At 38.7% G+C, this 18,245-nt stretch carries 16 protein-coding genes; all 16 read right to left on the bottom strand.

Going from position 1 to position 18,245, the window contains the following annotated elements:
• Positions 1–401: 401 nt before the first annotated feature.
• Complete coding sequence (locus tag EQG49_RS04155; protein ID WP_133362789.1) at positions 402–875, bottom strand: hypothetical protein; 474 nt, start codon at positions 873–875, stop codon at positions 402–404.
• 25 nt (positions 876–900) lie between these two features.
• On the bottom strand, positions 901–1,341 hold the full coding sequence (locus EQG49_RS04160) for a hypothetical protein (RefSeq protein WP_133362790.1): 441 nt from the start codon (positions 1,339–1,341) through the stop codon (positions 901–903).
• Between the two features lie 338 nt (positions 1,342–1,679).
• Entirely contained in the window at positions 1,680–3,926 is a 2,247-nt protein-coding gene (locus EQG49_RS04165; RefSeq protein ID WP_133362791.1) for a leucine-rich repeat domain-containing protein, read from the bottom strand.
• 257 nt (positions 3,927–4,183) lie between these two features.
• Positions 4,184–6,151, bottom strand: a complete 1,968-nt coding sequence (locus EQG49_RS04170) for a leucine-rich repeat protein (RefSeq protein ID WP_133362792.1) — start codon at positions 6,149–6,151, stop codon at positions 4,184–4,186.
• Positions 6,152–6,184: 33 nt separating this feature from the next.
• Positions 6,185–8,368, bottom strand: a complete 2,184-nt coding sequence (locus EQG49_RS04175; RefSeq protein ID WP_165964772.1) for a leucine-rich repeat protein — start codon at positions 8,366–8,368, stop codon at positions 6,185–6,187.
• Between the two features lie 700 nt (positions 8,369–9,068).
• Positions 9,069–11,105 carry a hypothetical protein gene (locus EQG49_RS04180; RefSeq protein ID WP_133362794.1) on the bottom strand — a complete coding sequence of 679 codons (2,037 nt, stop codon included), beginning with the start codon at positions 11,103–11,105 and terminating at the stop codon, positions 9,069–9,071.
• 601 nt (positions 11,106–11,706) lie between these two features.
• Positions 11,707–12,186 (bottom strand): hypothetical protein, encoded by a 480-nt coding sequence (locus EQG49_RS04185; RefSeq protein WP_133362795.1) that lies wholly within the window; start codon positions 12,184–12,186, stop codon positions 11,707–11,709.
• Positions 12,187–12,554: 368 nt separating this feature from the next.
• Positions 12,555–12,911 (bottom strand): hypothetical protein, encoded by a 357-nt coding sequence (locus EQG49_RS04190; protein WP_133362796.1) that lies wholly within the window; start codon positions 12,909–12,911, stop codon positions 12,555–12,557.
• A 244-nt stretch (positions 12,912–13,155) separates the two neighbouring features.
• Positions 13,156–13,521, bottom strand: coding sequence for a hypothetical protein (locus EQG49_RS04195; RefSeq protein WP_133362797.1), 366 nt, complete (start codon positions 13,519–13,521; stop codon positions 13,156–13,158).
• Between the two features lie 47 nt (positions 13,522–13,568).
• Positions 13,569–14,045, bottom strand: a complete 477-nt coding sequence (locus EQG49_RS04200) for an SMI1/KNR4 family protein (RefSeq protein ID WP_133362798.1) — start codon at positions 14,043–14,045, stop codon at positions 13,569–13,571.
• A 79-nt stretch (positions 14,046–14,124) separates the two neighbouring features.
• Entirely contained in the window at positions 14,125–14,583 is a 459-nt protein-coding gene (locus EQG49_RS04205; protein WP_165964773.1) for a barstar family protein, read from the bottom strand.
• Between the two features lie 8 nt (positions 14,584–14,591).
• Positions 14,592–15,083, bottom strand: a complete 492-nt coding sequence (locus EQG49_RS04210) for a ribonuclease domain-containing protein (RefSeq protein WP_133362800.1) — start codon at positions 15,081–15,083, stop codon at positions 14,592–14,594.
• A 178-nt stretch (positions 15,084–15,261) separates the two neighbouring features.
• On the bottom strand, positions 15,262–15,948 hold the full coding sequence (locus EQG49_RS04215) for a hypothetical protein (RefSeq protein ID WP_133362801.1): 687 nt from the start codon (positions 15,946–15,948) through the stop codon (positions 15,262–15,264).
• A 219-nt stretch (positions 15,949–16,167) separates the two neighbouring features.
• A complete protein-coding gene (locus EQG49_RS04220; protein WP_165964774.1) occupies positions 16,168–16,842 on the bottom strand; it encodes a T6SS immunity protein Tdi1 domain-containing protein in 675 nt (224 codons plus the stop codon).
• A gap of 31 nt (positions 16,843–16,873) precedes the next feature.
• Positions 16,874–17,443: a T6SS immunity protein Tdi1 domain-containing protein gene (locus EQG49_RS04225; RefSeq protein WP_133362803.1), complete on the bottom strand. Its 570-nt coding sequence runs from the start codon at positions 17,441–17,443 to the stop codon at positions 16,874–16,876.
• Positions 17,444–17,777: 334 nt separating this feature from the next.
• The gene (locus tag EQG49_RS04230; protein WP_133362804.1) at positions 17,778–18,245 is read right to left on the bottom strand and encodes an SMI1/KNR4 family protein; all 468 of its coding nucleotides are present in this window, start codon (positions 18,243–18,245) and stop codon (positions 17,778–17,780) included.

The following is an 18,245-nucleotide window of genomic DNA, read 5'->3' on the forward strand; positions in this document are numbered from 1 at the left end:
TACCACCTTGGTAACATCTTCCCGTTGACGTCTACTTGTATTCAATTGTTCCCTGACTATATTTTATCAAATCTGCCCGCAAATGTGTCGTTATAGCGACTTTCAGTTGATCACATCGTAACTATTAGTCATCCCGCTTGATCTGCTACGCTCAACCGTATTTTTCACCGTTTAAAATGCTTCTGGACGCTCCTAATAATTATCATTCCAAGCAAGCCAATGAACAGATATACATTTTGGCCGCCGTGGTGATTCATCCAATGGTTGACTGGGGTAACCACAAAAATCACCGTGATTAAGATTAAGTAAAATAGCATATCGATGTTTTCTTTTAAAAATTTTGTCATTATTTAGCCTTTCAAAAATTAGTAGTGACGCTGTGATAATTCTATTTTTACACGTTACTCATGTGCTAGCAATTTTAGCATTTCATTTGCAGCTTTACTTTTGGGGGATTTTTCTAATATCCGTTTAGCATACTTTTCCGCTTCCATATCTGAAAGTAACTTTTCAGGAATATCATGAAAAAATAAAATGCCCTCCTGCAGGCGGATATTATCCGGTTCAAGTTGTATTGCTTTTTCCAGATGATGCAACGCCTGGTTATATGCACCTGCACGCAGCGGAAAAATATTGGTCAGTAGTACCGCGGCAACTTTATGTAATTCAGCAGTTTCGTTTCTGCGTAATAGTTCTTCTACGACAAAGTACACCGAAATACTATCAAAGTCTGACAATTCATTCGCAGCTGATACCAAGATAGTGGTTGCACTTTCCACGTCTAAGTTAGCAACTAAATTTACCGCACTTTCAAAATCACCGGCTTCAATTTGTTTAAGTAATTCGACACTTTCATAATCCTTGCTTGAACTCATATTTTATTTCACTTTCACGTAATTGTTAGTCATTGGCGTCCCTTTGCTTGGTAATGCCAACGGAGTAATTGTTAAAATTCGGTACTGCTATTGGTTTTGCCGTAATTTTCTTAATAACACCCAGCCACGCCAACCAAATATGTTCTGCCGGTAACCCGTTTTCCAAGAATGCTAAACGTTTTAGGATTTCTTTTGCGTCTGCTTCTTCAGTATCGAGCCACCACGATTCCAAGAATGTATACATCGTACTATATGCTTTTAGGTCAAACACTTGCTGCTCAGATTTCTCAGACCAAATTTCCTCAAACTCACTCCAAATTGCAGGATCTGCCGGCAAATTTGTGGCAAAAACATCCGTCGCCATGGCACCTAATAAAATTGCTAACTCCTCGCCACCTGTCTTTTCGTAATAATTATTCAGAAAAGCGTTGCTTGCGATATATGCTAAATATAGTTCGTTTTCCATATCATGTCTCCCGAAATTAATTTTCGCCGATTATTCGTTACTCGCCAGTTTTATTTGTTCAACAACCCAAAACATAGAAAAAACACCTAATTCGTTCAGCAATCACGAACAATTCCACCATTTCAGCTTTCATTGTTTATTATCGCAAAACTGCGGACATATAAAAAGCCCCAACTGCCTTAATCAGTTGGGGGTTCCATCATACAAATAAGTACAACACATTTATTCTAACGTGGGATTCTCACTTCTGTGCTTTTGCTGATTTGAGCATTATACCTTACTAACGGAGTGGCCAATTTTATTCAAACTCACGTTAGACGGAATAGAACCTTACGCACCTATTTCACTTTAACCTTCTTAACCGTCTTAGTTGCTAAGCCATTGTCATGCGTGTTCTGCACGACTAACTTAAGCTTGGTTTTCTTTGTGATTTTCTTCTTCAATTTAAACTTAACTTTTTTGTTTTTCACGTCCTTCTTCAACGTAAAGATTTTGACAACTTTCTTTCCGTTATAGACTGTGATTGTCGCACCTTGCTTGGCGGTCAATTTACCGGTCAATTGCTTCTTTTTGACCGTGAAGTTTTTCGCGGTAATCGCAGGTGAAACAGCGACTTTCCGTGCGATACTTGCCGCTTGGTGAATCACGTATGCTTCATCTGGGCGATCCACACTGAACTTAACTTGTTGGTTCTTCGCCAATTTCTTGGTGAAATTCAGTTTGAATTTACCGTTTTTGTCCGTCTTGGTTTGACCGATTGCCTTGCCGTTGACGGTTGCTTTGACGGTTACTCCATTGACGACTTTGCCTTTGATTTGACCTTGCGCATACTTGTGTAAATGATATGTTTGCTTGCCATTCAGATTTACGGCGTACTTCGCAATGCTAGTTTTACTGATCATTTCATTCAGTTCTTTAGTTAAAATCGCCAGCTGGTCGTAATCGAGTTTCGTAGCTTTCAAAGCTTGCTGTAATTGCGCCCGTTTCTTGGCGACTTGTGTGTTACCATCACCGTTTTTGTCGAGTTCACGTTTGACTGCGGTCGTTGCTTGGTTGGTGGCGGTAGTTTTGTAGTTTGTTACAGTCGTTTGCAATTTCGCAAGTAAGCTATCAATTTGTGCATAATCTTTGTTTTGCATCGCCGTGTTCAAGTCATTGATGGCCTTTTTAACGGCGGGGTCGTTTTTGCCTGTTGTGCCAATTTGACTCGTGGCACTAGTTACGGCTTGGTTGATACTGGTATCCAACGCCGTATACAGGTTCGCCAACAATCCTGGGAGATCCGCCAGATTAGCGTCGGGATTTGTTAGCGCTTCGTTTAGTGCGGTAATCGCCGCACTAATGGCAGCGGTGGTGGTCACATTAGTTGGAATTCCTGTCACGACTTGTTGGGCGGCTGTCTTCACATTACTCTTATAAGTGGTCACGGCCGCTTGCATGTTTTCTAACACCCCCGCAATTCCAGTGTAATCACGAGTTTGCATTGCTATGTCCAAGTCATTGATGGCTTTTTTAACATCGGCGTCGTTTCTACCAGCCGTGCCAATTTGACTTGTGGAACTGGTGATTGCTTGATTGATACTGCCGTTTATTGCCGCATACAGATTCGCTGCCAAAGCTGAAGTCGTATCTTTGTTCAGTTCAAACTTTGGGACGGCTTGCTCGAGCTCGGCAGCCAGTGATGTAATTTCCGGATTACTAAGCATGGCTGGCACATTTCGACTTAATTGCAACGCCACTAAGGCATGCTTATACTTAGCAAAATAAATCGCCTTGTTCGCAATAATTGTTAATGTTTTAACGTTGAGAGATGTTGCGAACGTATTGATGCTTTTTTCCCAGTCTTTAACAGGTTCAGTACTACCATAATTTACATTGTCTTTATATTGAACAGCACTTCCAACTACATAGAGCGCGTCATAATTATTTAATTGAACTGCCCCACCTAAACTTATCGATTGCAATCCGGTCAAACCAGCGAATGCACCAATTTCAAGGTTTTCCAAATTAAGATCAATCAAATTTAAGCTCTCTAAATTACTCATCCCCGCAAACGTGTTCGACGCAATTGTAGTAATCTGATGCGTCGCCCCCTGGTCATTACCGATGTCTAAAACAACTAAATTACGGAGTGCGCTAATTCCCATAAGATTCTGAACGCTATACTCCGTTTCATTGAACAATTCTAATATTTTAACTTGCTCTAGCACACCCCGCACAGCATTTTCATCGGTTGAGCTATTCAATGCGTCGTAATACTTGGTATTCTTATTTGCAGCATCTAACTCAGCGAGGGACTTTCTCGGATTACTCGTGGTAGTTTGTCCACACTTGTAAATGGCGGCCCGCAAATTAGCATCCGGAATCAAATTGGCAAAGGCACGTCCTTCCCCAATGTTACGATAATCCATTGTGTCCGCCCGCCCTGCTTTAATCTGCGCCCTCGGGGTCGACTGTTTAGCACGCGTAGTTATCGTTGTCTTGGGCGATGTCACTGTGTCGGCCAAAGCCATGACTGGTGTGACCGCCGTTGAGACTACCATCAGCGAGGCTAAGCCCAGTGAGGCGATTGCTTGTTTTTTCATGTGTTTGTCCTCATTTCAGATAATTTTCTTTAACTATAATTTTCGCAAAATAATTTGAAGATTTATTAGATGAAACCTTGTATAAACAACCGTTAATTTCGTCAATTAGCTGTTGTTAGTAATAAATAAGCACCAGCAATTACACCCACATTTGAGCATAATTACTGGTGCTTTATTTATCTTTGGTGGTTATTCAGTTGATTAAGGCGAATATAGCAATCACTAAATTCATCAATCCATATCCACCTAGAACGCACTCATGCTTTACGTTTCTTACCAAACATCGCGATGCCGACTAAGCCGACAAGTAATGTGCCCCCTAAGATTGGCAGTACCACGTTTTTAACGATACCCGATTTTGGCAAAATGCCATCATCATTGGTTGTGGTCGTCGTGGTCGTTGTTACTGTTCTAGTAGCTGTTGGCGTCGCTTTTGGCGTTGACTTTACTGCGCCACCAGACACTGGCAAGCTAGTTGGTGCCTTCACCGGTTTCTTAGTCGACGTCGTTTTCGCTGGTGTTTTATCCGTAGCTGTGTTGGCACCGGTATCAATATTTGTACCTGGCACTACATTTGGGATAGGGTCTGGAACCGCCGGCGTTGTTGGTGTCGTTACTACCGGTGTATCCACTACTGGGGTAGTTTCTTCATAGACAAATTTATAGCTACGCCCAGCATTATCTTGATAATCAATCGCTGAACCAATTATTTTGTTATCAAGTTGTTCCCACGTGTAGTCGCCAACCGCCCGGGTCATGTCAGTTACACTACCGAAAAGTCCCTTTAAGTTATAACCATCAATCAGGTATGGACGGAGTGTCAAATAGTCACCAATGAATCCACTAAATTCTTGGGGTGCTGCCAACTCGTTATCGTCACCATCGACCGTATATACTGTAAATGTGGGGGTTGCACTGCGGAATTGGAAGACAACTTGCTGTTGACCCATCGTCAATGTTCCGTTAGCTGTGCCTGCAATTAATTGGCCAGCGCTATACCCTGCGATTTGTGGTAATTTCGCCCCATATGAATCGCCTACTCGACCAGTACTTGTATATGGAACAACGGCGTCTCCGTTCGCATCTGTGATAATTTCATTATTATTTTGGTCGACGTATTTGTATTCCACCGCCCCACCGATCGCCCATTTAGTAGCTTGCGTTCTGAAATTACAATCACTATTAATTTGATTAACGAACATCGTCGCTAGATCAATATCATCAGCGGTCACCGGAATCACGACTCCACCCGGGTTCATATCTTCAAAAAATTGTAAATCTTCACCAAAATCATCACTGAAGTTACTTACATAAATTGTTTCGGCATATGGTAGCCAAGCAAAACCCGCTGCCCATTCTTTTAGATTTGGCAAATCAATTAATTTAAGGGTTTTGATAATATTTCCATCGAGCCATTCGCCACCTAGCGTCTCCAACAATGGTAAATTAATAAAGTTAACCGTTGCTAAACTTGGCACATTCTCAAATAAATCTTCCCCAACAACAACTAATGATTTCAGGTTAATCAAGTTAACTTCTGCTAAATTCGGACAATTATAGAAACTATCCCCGCCAATAATTTGAAAACTATCCAAGTTAATTAAATTCAAACTTTTGATACCGGTATCTGAGAACGCGTAACTACCAATCGTTGTTAACTTTTGCAAATTATCAAAATCAACATTCAATAAATTTTCACTACTAGAAAAAACAGCCTTCCCCAGTATTTCTAAATTAGGTAACGTTTTTAAATCCGCATTAGTAAGGGCATCAATATTTTGAAATGCGCCATCGCCAATTGCTTGAATATCATTAAAGTCGGCTGAAAAAGTTAAATTACCATCCCAGTTATCATCTGGATCAAAATTATCATAATTAAAATCCACCAAGGTTGGGCGTCCCTTAATTTGTTCAATAATAAAATCACTTCGAACAAATGTATGCGCGATGCCATTACGGGTTGCCTTCTTCGCTGCCGTTTTGGCGTTTTTATTCGCCGCCGTAATAGCTTGCGTAGTAATTGCTTTTACGCGTTTTTTATCTGTCTTAACTTGCTTACTGGCGACGCTATCAGTTTTAGCCGCAGTATCTGCCAATACTAATGGGGTTGCCCCAAGCCCACCAACAAGAGTCATCGTTGTCAAACCAGCATACATCAATTGTTTGCCGCGTTTAGGTAATCCATTGCCGTTTATTTTATTAATTCGCTTATTGTCTTTTCGCATGTGTTAATCCTCTATTTATTTAGTATCATTACCCTATTTTTTATCGTTGAACTGTAATTTATTTTTCTTAGCAAAGGCATATAGTCCAATCAAACCGATCAGCACCGTTGCTCCAAAAACTGGTAACCAGTAACTTTTATCAGTTCCTGATTGTGGTAAATTCGCTTTACTAGCGGTACCGGCTTTGCCATTTGCACGCGCAACTGCACCACGGCGCGTACCAGCAGCGTTGTTAGGTGTGTTAGTCGACTTAGATGAAATTTTGCCACCACTTACCGTTTGTTTGCCACCCGCAACGCTGTGTCGACCACCACTAACATTAGCTTCGCCGCCTGACACAGGAAGATTCGTTGGTGTGTTACCACTGCTTGGCTTTTTATTACCATTTGCCGTGCTATTACCACCGGTGTTTGCAGTTGTCGTAGGTTTTGATGTTGGGTTAGGCGTTGACTGACTAGGCTTGTTACTACCATTATTGTTATTTGTTCCTGTCGATGGCTGACTTGGCTTATTATTCGTTGAATTATTGTCGTTATTAGTTTGATTACCTGACGCTGGCTTATCTGTTGTTTTTGCTTTCTTGGTAAAGACCAGCTTGTAGCTTCGGCCATTGTTATCGCCGTATTTTACTTCTGTGCCGATTAAATTATGCACAGTTGCCCATGCAAAATCTTGGACAGCACGTGAAAGCGTCGCTGAACTCCCGTAAAGTTCCTTGAAATCATAGTCCGAAAACGCACTAGCATTCGCAGCGATAAGTGAATTCGGGTCAAGCGTCAATTTTTCATCAGCATAACCACCGAATTGTTGTGCCGGAATGATTTCATTATCTTTATCATCAACATAGTAGACGGTAAAATCAGCCCCGATGCTACGCTTATATTGCAACGTTACTTCTTGCCATAATTCGTTGTAACGACCGCTATTACTATCTTCGTAAATAGTTGGTTTATCATAGCCAGCAATCGTTAGGGCACCTAATGAACCTATCTTATATGAGTTACCCAATTTACCGTATTGTTGCTGTGGGTCAACTGGCTTGTTATTAACATCCGTTGTTAATTCCTTACCATCCTGATCAACGTACTTCAATGTGACAGTTGCTGGAATATACCAAGCACTTTTTAGCCCAAATTGTGCCTCGTTGATTCTATCGACAAATCGTTCCGCCACTGCCAGATCATCTGCACTGTTTGGAATTACTTGTCCACGTGGCGTAATATATTGGCAGACATTGTAGTCAATGTTTACGGTTGGATTAATGTTGTTGAGAAAAATCTGGTGTAAATCAGGTAATTCAGGTCCGCCATTACTATAGTAGGCTTCACCGAATGCACCTGAAGTAATTTTGGCTAAACTAGGTAAATTCTCTAGCTTCGTCGTTTTAATACCAGCTACTACATAAAAAGCGCGCTCGCCAATTGTTGTTAAATTGTCTAAGTTACTAAGGGTAACCGTATCTAGTTGCGAATCACTGCCAATAGTTACGCTGAATGCGTTTTTCCCAATTGTTGTTAAAGCATTTAAATTGCTTAAATTGACCGATTTCAAATTAGGACATGAACTAAATGCTTGGTCACCAATTGTGGTTAATGCTTCTAAGCCATCAAGGTTAACTTCTGTCAATTGAGTTCCACCGAACGCATTGCTATTAATGTACACAAGGTTTGTTAACGGGCTAAGATCAAGTTCAGTTAGACCGGTGTTTGCAAATGCGCTATTTCCAATGCTTTGTAAATCGGATAAATTAGTGAAATCAATATTTTTTAATGCGGGATAATAAGAAAAAACACCACCAAATATACTAGTTACACCGGTAAAATCACCTGCTTTAAACTTAAGCACACCATCCCAGTCTGCATTATTCATTTTTGTCTTCCCAGTAGCGCTGAGACCCTGGATTTGTGATGATGTTGTTGTATAGGTGAAATCATCATGCCCGAACGTGTACGAAACCGTATCGCGTGCTTCCTTAGCTTTATCAGCTTGTTTTTCGGCGTTCGCTTGTGGAGCGACGTTGGTACTAAAATCACTGTTCACCGGTCGCGTCTTACCTGCAGGGCCTATGGTTTCTGTAATTGTTGTCGTAGTAGTTGTAGTGACTTGGTCAGCCAAAACAGATGGTGCCGCTCCTATGCCCCCAAGCACCGTCATCGTGGCAAGACCGGTATACATCCATCGTTTGTTACTTTTATGTTGTCTCAATCCTTTTTCCATCTGCATTTCTCCAATATTTATTAAATTATTTCTAATTTAATTTTACGAACTTAATGCGAAGAAAATATGCTCGACATCGGAATATACAGCGAAGTTTGCGAATAAATTTCAATTGCTTGATTTGCAAAAGTTTTGCTATGTAAAAAGTGTACTTGACGTGATGGCTGTTTTGCTTAATCAGCATCTAATGGGACTAACAAATGTAGTAACTATAAGCATTTTTAAACGGTTCTGTTTACTCCAACGTGGAATTGTCGTTTCTGTACTTTTCAATCAGCGAATTACCGAGGTTCTATTGTCAATGTTGTTTTTTTTCATGCTACTTCGTTCTGTGCTTGGAACCTGTTTTCCGCTGATTTGAGCATTATTCCCAAATAACGGAGTGCCGGTAAATTGCTTGGCGGGCGCAGCCTTTACACCGCGACTGGGGTGATATGTGTGAAACACATGTCGCCGCTGAGGATAAGATGAGGAGTCTTAGGAATTTATTCCTTAGAGTCCCAGCTTATCCGAGTTTGCCAAGACCGCACTTTGGCTTGGCAATGGGCTTCCAGCGCGGTGCGCCAAGTAATTTACTGGCACGCAGTGGCCAATTCTATTCAATCCAAAGTCAGACGAAAAAGAGCCGCATTTTTAAACGCCTAAGAAAAACAAAAAAGCTATAGCCCGTAGACCATAACTTTCTTCAATTCCAAATAATTCATTTTTTCTTCACCACAACAGTGCCTACCTTATTCACGATTTTTCCGTTTGAGTTTTTCACTGTGTAAGTCACTTTGTAAGTGCCTGCTTTCTTCAAGCTCAATGATGTTGCTTTTTTTCCATTCACTTTGGTTATCTTCACTTTTGCTTTTAGATCACCATCGACTGTATCATTGGCTTGTGTGATAGCTGATTTAATCTTGAATTTTTTCTTGGATACTTTCACAGTGACTTTTTTAACTTTCAGCACGGGAGCATTCGCTTTGACGGTCACCATTTTAGTTACGGTGAATGTCTTGCCATTTGAATTCTTCAAGCTGTAGGTAACGCTGTACTTCCCTGCTTTTTTCAAGCTTAATGCGCTTGCGGTTTTCCCATTGACCTTTATGATGACCACTTTTGCTTTTAGGTTCGCGCCATCTACCAAATCACTCGCTTGGGTGACAGCATTCACAATATTCAAGTTTCCTTTGCCATAATTTAGCGTGAGGTCTTTTACTGCAAGCGTCGGATTTGTCGCAACAACTGTCACTATTCCGGTTGCAGTCGCGTTTTTGCCAAAACTGTTCGACAAGGTGTATTCGATTGTATAGGTGCCAGCTTTTTTCAAACTTAATGTTGAAGCTGCTTTCCCATTCACTTTGCTGATTTTCACTTTGTGTTTAATGTTGCCATCAATGACGTCGGTGGCAGTTGTGACGGCTGTTTGATGGTTGAAGTTCCCTGTGCCATGTGTAACCGAAACATTTTTGACGGCTAACGTTGGCGGTGTTTGCAGAGGAACAGGAATCGGGATCGTGGCACCTTTGACAAAGGCTAAACCATCCCACACATATTCACCAGGTCTCAGCCCCTGCGTACTAGGACTACTCGTTTCAGCGACTGTTACAAATTTTGCGCCATTTCCTGTAGCTAGGGTGTAACTACCGTCTACAAAGATACCATCAACATTTTTGACCTTTGCACCTTCGTTCAAGATAATTTTACCGTTGTTTCCACCAATTATCTTGCCATCGCCGGTACGTTCTAGTGCACCGGTAGCGGTTAGTGTTAAGGTGTTGGCTCCAGTTGAAACTGTTTGGTTATTATGAACATACAGTTGGTGCTCCCTCGTCATTGTAATGTCTTCTGTCATAGTAATATTGTCACTCGCATATATCACTCTAATCTCTGGCAATACTTTTGTGCTTTCCAGCATGGCCTTGAGTGCCCCGGACGTCCTTACTCTGAACTGGCCGCCTGCACCGATGTCTACTAAGTTGCCATCGCCTTCATTGGTCACTGTTCCACTGGAAACTACTATAAAGCCAAGGGCGCCAATTTTTAAGGTAGGCGCTGTATCAGAATTATTTCTCACCGTACCGCTATTTACGCGTATTACCGAATCTGGAGCTGCTTCAATAACTGTGGCATTCTCTGCGGTCACCGTTCCACCATTCACATCCACAATGTCATTAGCCCTAATAACGGGGGAAGCCGATGTGCTTGTTATGATTGCGCCATTCTCAATATCCGCAGTACCCCATGCATATATGAGGGGGCCATTACAACTATTGCCCGTCACTACACTAGAAACCGTTAAATTTCCGCTGACCAATGCACCCCCGCTTCCGGTGTTCTCTAATGTCAACTCACCACCACTAATAACAAGCTCCGTACTGCTGGCATGAAAAGCGGTTCCACCGTCACCATTGATTGTTGCCGTTCCATTAATAACAAGGTTGATAACATCATCATAATCAGTCCCTGAAAATCTTATGGCTCCACCATCATAATTCGTCAAAGTCAGCGTGTCCGTATCAGTGATCCACTCCCATGTCCCATTCCCCTTACCATTCCCTCTTTGGTCAGTAGAAAGCGACACATCGCCGGGGCTACCAGTAACATTGATAGTTCCGCTCATCGCGCTCGCCGTTGTCGTAAACATCACCAGCATCACTACCGCAAGACCTAAACTTAAAAATACCGCACGTAAACTTCGGCAGGTCTTCAGCTTCCTGAGTGACGTTTGTTCAATTTTTAAATCCTTACTCATCTCTCTTCCTCCGTTCTTCTTATCATAGAAATAAAAGTAATCATTATCATCAAATGTTAATTGCCTAATATCAATTTTCCCATCATGATCAGTACGATTTTTATCCTTAAATAAAATTTCCAGATTTGTTTATCGCGTTTCAGCTAACCAGTAAAACTACTGATAACAATGAATTGTTATGCGTTTTACACCTCCAATTTTCACTGATTTTTATATACACATTATACTTCCGCTTCGATTTCCCATGTTGAATGCAGTGCATATTCACAACAAAGTCACATTTGCGTCACAAACTGCTACTTGGCAGGTCTTTTTCATTATTTATTGCTAATGAGCACATCATAATATTTCCAAAGAAGCTGCATAGTCGCACAGCCAGCTACGTTAATTCAGCGAACTGTCGTCATGAGTGGTTGAGTTTGTTTTTGATTGCAAAAAAGAACATCTGCTAGAATTACGGCGGATGTTCGAGTAGAACAAACAGTTTGTTAGCGCTTTGTCTTAGCAGGGTAAGCACTTTTTGTGGCTTTGAACTGACTAAATAAAAAGCACGAACCAATTTATTTAAAATCGGTTCATGCCTGTTTATTAAATATATAATTTAAAACAATCCAAAGAGCTTCTTTTTCTTTGATTGTTTTTTACCAGTTGCTTGTGTTGATTCGGAATCACCTAATTCATTTGGAATATTAGAGGATTCCGAATCATTGTCGTCAAATGGCGCATCCCAGTAATCATCATCATTTTCTAGGCCATAGTCTGCTTCATCTGAAATTTCTTTATTTGTAATAGAACTATTTCTTAAAATGGAATAATTAATTTCACGTTTTAAATTAAGTCGATTACTAATTTCAAATAACGAATAAGTGATATTTTCTTTTTGCAACCAATCTACTAATAGAATCATCGTATCCAAACTACTATCTTCGCCTAACGAATCGGCAACAAACAGATATTTCGATGAATCCAAGCTAAGTTCCTTTTCTAAATTATTTTTATCGAGAAATAACTTAAAGTCACTAGTTTGTTTAGTGGTAAAATCATCTGTTTGCAATGCTGTTTCATTTTCGTATTTAAACATATTGTATTTCTTCTCTTTATTTTTTCTTATACCTTTTTCCTGATAACGATTCTTTTATGTTTCAATCCTTATGCCAATTATAATAATGTTCATTTTTGGTGACTGGAAAATTCACATCTGAATTCCCTAATAGTTGTGGATATTCTTTAACTGGGTAAGTATGATGTCCTTTAAATACTTCACCATTTTCATCTACAGATTTTTTTAAGTAAACAGGCACAGACCAATTTATTCAAAGATCAGTTTGTGCCTCTTTACTTAAGATATTACGTTAGAACAAACCGAAAACTTCTTTTTCACGGTTTCAGAATCAGCCTGATTCTGGCCCGGCTGATTATCCGTGGTAATTTCTTGTTCCTGCATACATTTTAATCGTTTTCCACCAACGAAAAATCGGTAATCTCATCGGGTAATTCAACAGAAATTGACTTATCTTCATCAAACAAAACAACTAATCGTAATTCATCCTTCGTGTATATTTCCAACTTATTTCCATTCTTCTTCAACTGAGTGATATTACCTAGTATTGCTCCAAAGGTTTGAATTCCACTAACGGACAAATCCATTACAACTTTATATTCATAGATATCCATAAAAACACCAAATTGAAACTGATTAATATCCCGCTTAAATAAATATTCACCCCTTTCAACTTCTTCAAGTGTGGTTTGTGATTCACTAAAAAAAAGCTCCAGCATTTCCAATTCGTCAAATTTTGTATACATTCAATATAACTCCTTACGTGATTATTTTTTAAGAGATTGTGGTATAACATCACCTTTAGCATTAAGTATTACTTTCGCATCTGAACTTCGGTACTTGTACAGTCTGGCGTAAATTTTTCATCAAATACTTTAGTAATATGTGCACCTGCACATTTTGGCAATACATAATTAAAACCTCGTGTATTTTCCAAAAATTAAAACTCCGAAAGTTCATTTAACATTGGAGTTACTCCAGTATATTTTCTTAGTAGGTATCCAATCTCGTTACAATAATTCGCAAATAGTCACCCTCGTTAACATCATTTGGGAGGACTAGTCCTTCCAAATCGATATTAAAATCACCAATTATTAATTTAGCATTAGGCGAATACGAAAGTTCACCAACCAATTCCTGCTCATTTTCGGTAATTAACTTTACGCTTGCCGTACGAGTATTTACTAGTGTCAGCAAAGTTTCATCGAAAATAAAAATATCATCCTGAAACGCCTGATTTTCTTTCCAAAATGTTCCATCCGAAAACACTGTCAATTTAAACGTATCGTCTGTCAATAAAAGAAAGCCTTCGCATCTTTCTTCATCAAGCCAATCAATTTTTTCAATACGTACCATTTTCGACCTCTTAATTCCTAAGCTTGCAAAACTAAAAAGTAGATTTTTTATTCTTCAGTTTCCGCAACAACTAAATTATAAAAGAAATCACCGAAACTGTCCGCGATAATAGTGTATTGCTGTTCCTCTTCTGAATAACCCGGTGAATACAAAACTACTTTAGGTTCACCATTCAGTTGATTGCCAAAATCCAATGCGTAGTAATCTCCCATTCCATTTGCGTAAATGATTACTAAGTCTTTTCTCATAGATGAATCTGAGCGCTCTTTTAACGTAATCCAAACCGCATCTGGAACCCCTGAATTCAAAAAATCAGTATCAATGATTCCATAAATTTCTTCCGCTCCAATTTCTGCCGTCCCATAGTCATATAAAAATAAATGATAATCTTCTGGAAATTTTTGTTTTAGTACATTCTCGGCTGCATCGATAACTGTTTTTGCGTCAGAAACCGGAAAGTACTCAAACACAATGCCCTCTTCCCGAATTAATTTCTGCGCTTCTCTATATTTTTCTGTACCCATTTAATAGCCCCTTTTTATTAAAGAGGCATGAATCAATTTATTTAAAAATCGGTTCATGCCTGCTTATTAAATATATAAATTAGAACAAGCCTAAGAATTTCTTTTTCTTGGGTTCAGAATCCGTAATATCTGTTCCTAAAATCACAGAGAAATTGCGTTTCGATCCATTAACTACCACATGTTCTACTTCATCTGTCCAAAACTTAATGATATCACTCAAACATTCCCTTAATGTCGCTTGTTTCTTAAAATCGCCATTGAACACATCGTTGAATTGATCAATCACCAAAACAAATGAATCATATTTGTTAACTAGACAGTATAAATCTGTCATCCAATCATAGAATGCTGCATAATTCGAGTTTGTTTCCATTTGAAAATTAGTAAATTGAAAAAGTGCCCCAATTTTACTAAAAACATCGTTCTCTTCATGCAAGGACGAGCCATTTATTCTCCCAACAAAAGTTGCTGGATTTTCCAATTCATTTTTTAAAATTGAATCGATTTGCGATGCCGTTGCATCTGATATGATATTCATATATTCCATCATTTTACCTTTTTAAAAGTTTTATAGTGATCAGCTGTATAATATGTACTTCCGTCACTCCCATGAACGAATCGTGGCGCATTCCGTTGTTGGTTAGCTACTTTTCCTGACACATCGAACTCTTTATAAGTGATTACCTTTCCATGTTTATCACTTGTCGGTAAAGTTGCGTTTAAATTTTTCCAACGTCCCCCAGCTTTAGTGCCATCAGGCTGACCCTTAACGGTACCACTCCAACCAGTCTTGTCATACTTATTAAACATCAATTTTGCATCATCAGGCAATACTTTTGTGCTAATCACAGGTATTTTTGGACTAAATTTGCCAGTTTTGTCTAACGTTAATTTCGGATTCTTGTCAATTTTTTCAGCAAGTTTCACCGCATCCTTAACGCCTTTCTCACCTTTACCAGCGACGTTATAGATTTCGTTAACCTTGCCGGCTTTGCCACCAACCCCAATCAATGCCCCGACTGGCACTATAAATGACAAGACTGTCAATAAAGCATACGTTGACCACTTCGGGGATCACCACTGACAATCACTTTAAAACTATTCCACAATTTTGGGTTACCCGATTTAATTGTAGCCATCTTGTGTTTACACGCTTACGGTTTCAAATTAGCATTGCCCTCCAATTACCACAATGTATAGAGTCAATATTTCCTGCTCACTCATCAAATCCCATAATATAAAATTCATCGACCGCGTCCCAAAAATTTAGAGTGGTTAATACGTCTTCTCCGTTAAGCCACACAATTGTCTGAATTTTGTTTTTGTTTGTAAAGTCAATTGCAACATATCCACCCATACCGGTACTGAAAAAATTATATGTTTCCGATTCGTTAAATGGCTTAAGCTTTCCCTCAGACAATTCAAAATCAGTAAAATCTTCAACTTCACTAGTTTCATCTAATCCCATTGAACGGCTTGGATAATAATAAAACCCGTCATGTAATTTTTCATAAAACGCACGTAATGGATTTGGTAAATCATTCCATTGCTTTAATAGGAAAGATGACGCATTTAATGTACTACTCATTGGATTGCCACCAACATAATACAGCGTTTTTTCCGTTTGATAGCTCAAAATTGTGTACACCATATAAAATTCTTTATCAACTTGAATAAACTCAATCCCTTTAAGATAAGTTTCCAAGTAGGCAATTGTATTACTGAGTTCACTTGCCAAAATTTGCTTCCACTCGCTCAACAAAATAGCTTTCTTGTTTTCAAATGTCTTTGCTTCAAAAATACGTTTCCAATACTCTGGAATAATGGCATCGTTGAATTTTTTGACCCGAATAACTTTACTATCCGATAACGTATACTGACTTAAAAATTTATATTTATTCATACTAATTACCTCTTCAAAAAATTATCAATCATTTTCTGAAGAACCCTTTCTAGTTTCTTCTCTTGGGACGAAATCAACTTCTTATATTCAGGGTTTACTTTAATCCAAAATTAAGAAGAAAAGAATCAAAACCATACCATTTGGTCTTTTTATGAAAATAAACAGGCACAAACTAATTTATTCAAAAATCGGTTCATACCTGTTTATTAAATGTATAACTTAGAACAACCCGAAGAATTTCTTTTTCTTGGGTTCAGAATCAACCTTATGTTCGGTTGGCTGATTATCTACTTTCAATTCATTTGTACTAGGTTCATCGGTATCAAACACAGGTCCACCATGAAATGCTGAAATCAGGGCAATATGCGCCATTAAGTCAACTTTTTGTAATGACTCAATGTTGTCATTTCCACCTAAGACAAGTAATGGCGTGTACCCAAATGCTTCATCGTAAGCTGGTTCACCTTGTTGTTTAACTGCCTTGAAGTACGGAGCTGCTAACAGACGTTTATCGCGCAGAAATTCATCTTGATCAATTATTGAGTCAAAAAAGAATTCTAGACTCTCCGCTGTAAGGGCTTTAAAGTCTTCAACTCGATAAAAAAGGATGTGTGCATATCCCAATGTATCTTCTTCAGTAGGCAATTCCCAAGTTATTAAATCCGCTAATCCCGTTGAAAACATGACAATTTCTTTTTCAAAAAAAGGTGCTGTTTCATGTAACACTTCAATGTAACCTTCAGGATTCACCGTCTTTAAAAAGCCACCATAAAATGAACCAAAGCCATAATTTTCCCACACTTCAATTAATTCAGCAGGTAAGATATTCCGATATTTTTCAATTGTTTCCTTGGGAACGTCAGACTCTTTTTTGAAATCTTTCAACTCAATCATACATTTCTCCATTCATTACTTAATTTCAATTCTAAAAAATTGGATTACCAACAAATTTCGAAATTAACGTTATATGAGTTTTGGTGTCTACAATTTCAAGTGATTCAATATCAGCTTCATTTCCACCTAACATAAGTAATGGTACATACCCAAATCCTGTATTGTATGTTGGATAGCCTTTTATTTTCACCGCCTCCTTGTAAGGCTGAATAGATAATTGTTCTGCCTGTACATCCGCATTCGCATTTAAGAAAACGAAAAACAAATCCATATTTTTACCCAATATCTCATATGATTCATTTCGGTATTTTAAAATATACAAACGATATTCATCATCCACACTTTTGCCCCAAACCATTAAATCGTTCATGCCCGTGGAAAATAAAACTTTTACCTCACTAAAAATTTCAGTAGTTTCTGTAAGTATACTCACAAATTCGGGGTCATCTGGATTTACAGTCCTTAAAAACCCATGGTGAAATGAACCAAAACCATACTGTTTCCAAATTGAAATAATTTCGTCTGGAAGTACCCCTTCGTACTTTAAAATAACATCAGTCGGTACACTGCTATATTTTTCAAAATCTTTTATTTGAACCATAATTTTTCCCCTTCATTTATTTAATATGCTCTACATCTTTAATTTCACATTAATTTTGACATTTCCCCATTCACTCTTAGGTATTTTTTTGCTTAAGTCTTCAAGATATTTCGATAATTGGCCAACGTTTGCCTTCCATTGCGAACCAATAGATCGATTGGCTGACTTATACCGCGCTCATAGACTTCCATTCTTCTTGATCATAGAATTGTATCCGCTGTTTACGACTGCGTTTGTAAGGTCTATTTTACCACTCGTTAATTCACTCAAAAAAGGCTAACTTGTCACCAATGACAAACTAACCTTTTTAAACTCATTTAATTAAAATCCGATTTCAATGCAAATTATTAAGTAATTCTGAAAATGTTTCGAAAGCTGGAATTTTAACTGGCTCCCATTCTGATGATTCATCATGTAACCAAATCGCTAAACTAGGATTTTGCTTTCGACTAGAATAATCTAACACTAAGAAATCTCCCGAAAACAATGCAGCGATAGGTAACAACTCAACACCAACCAAATCTTCATCAGAAATTAATCGTTCGTCAAGTTCAGTTAATACCACATCAATGTCATATTCTCCAAGCTCATTATCTTCTGGTGTCTCAAGAATTGGGAGAAATTTTTCTATTAAATATTCTCGAGCATTTACGGTAAATTCATTCGAAATTGGCGTTACACCATTATATGCGGTAATGAATTTCTTATAATCGTCTGGTAATACAACAGACCAACAGCCTTCTTCTTTTGTGATTAAATCTTGTGAAGGAAGTGGAAACATAATTGACTTGTCATCGTACAT

This window comes from Periweissella cryptocerci (assembly GCF_004358325.1).
Classification (GTDB): Bacteria; Bacillota; Bacilli; order Lactobacillales; family Lactobacillaceae; genus Periweissella; species Periweissella cryptocerci.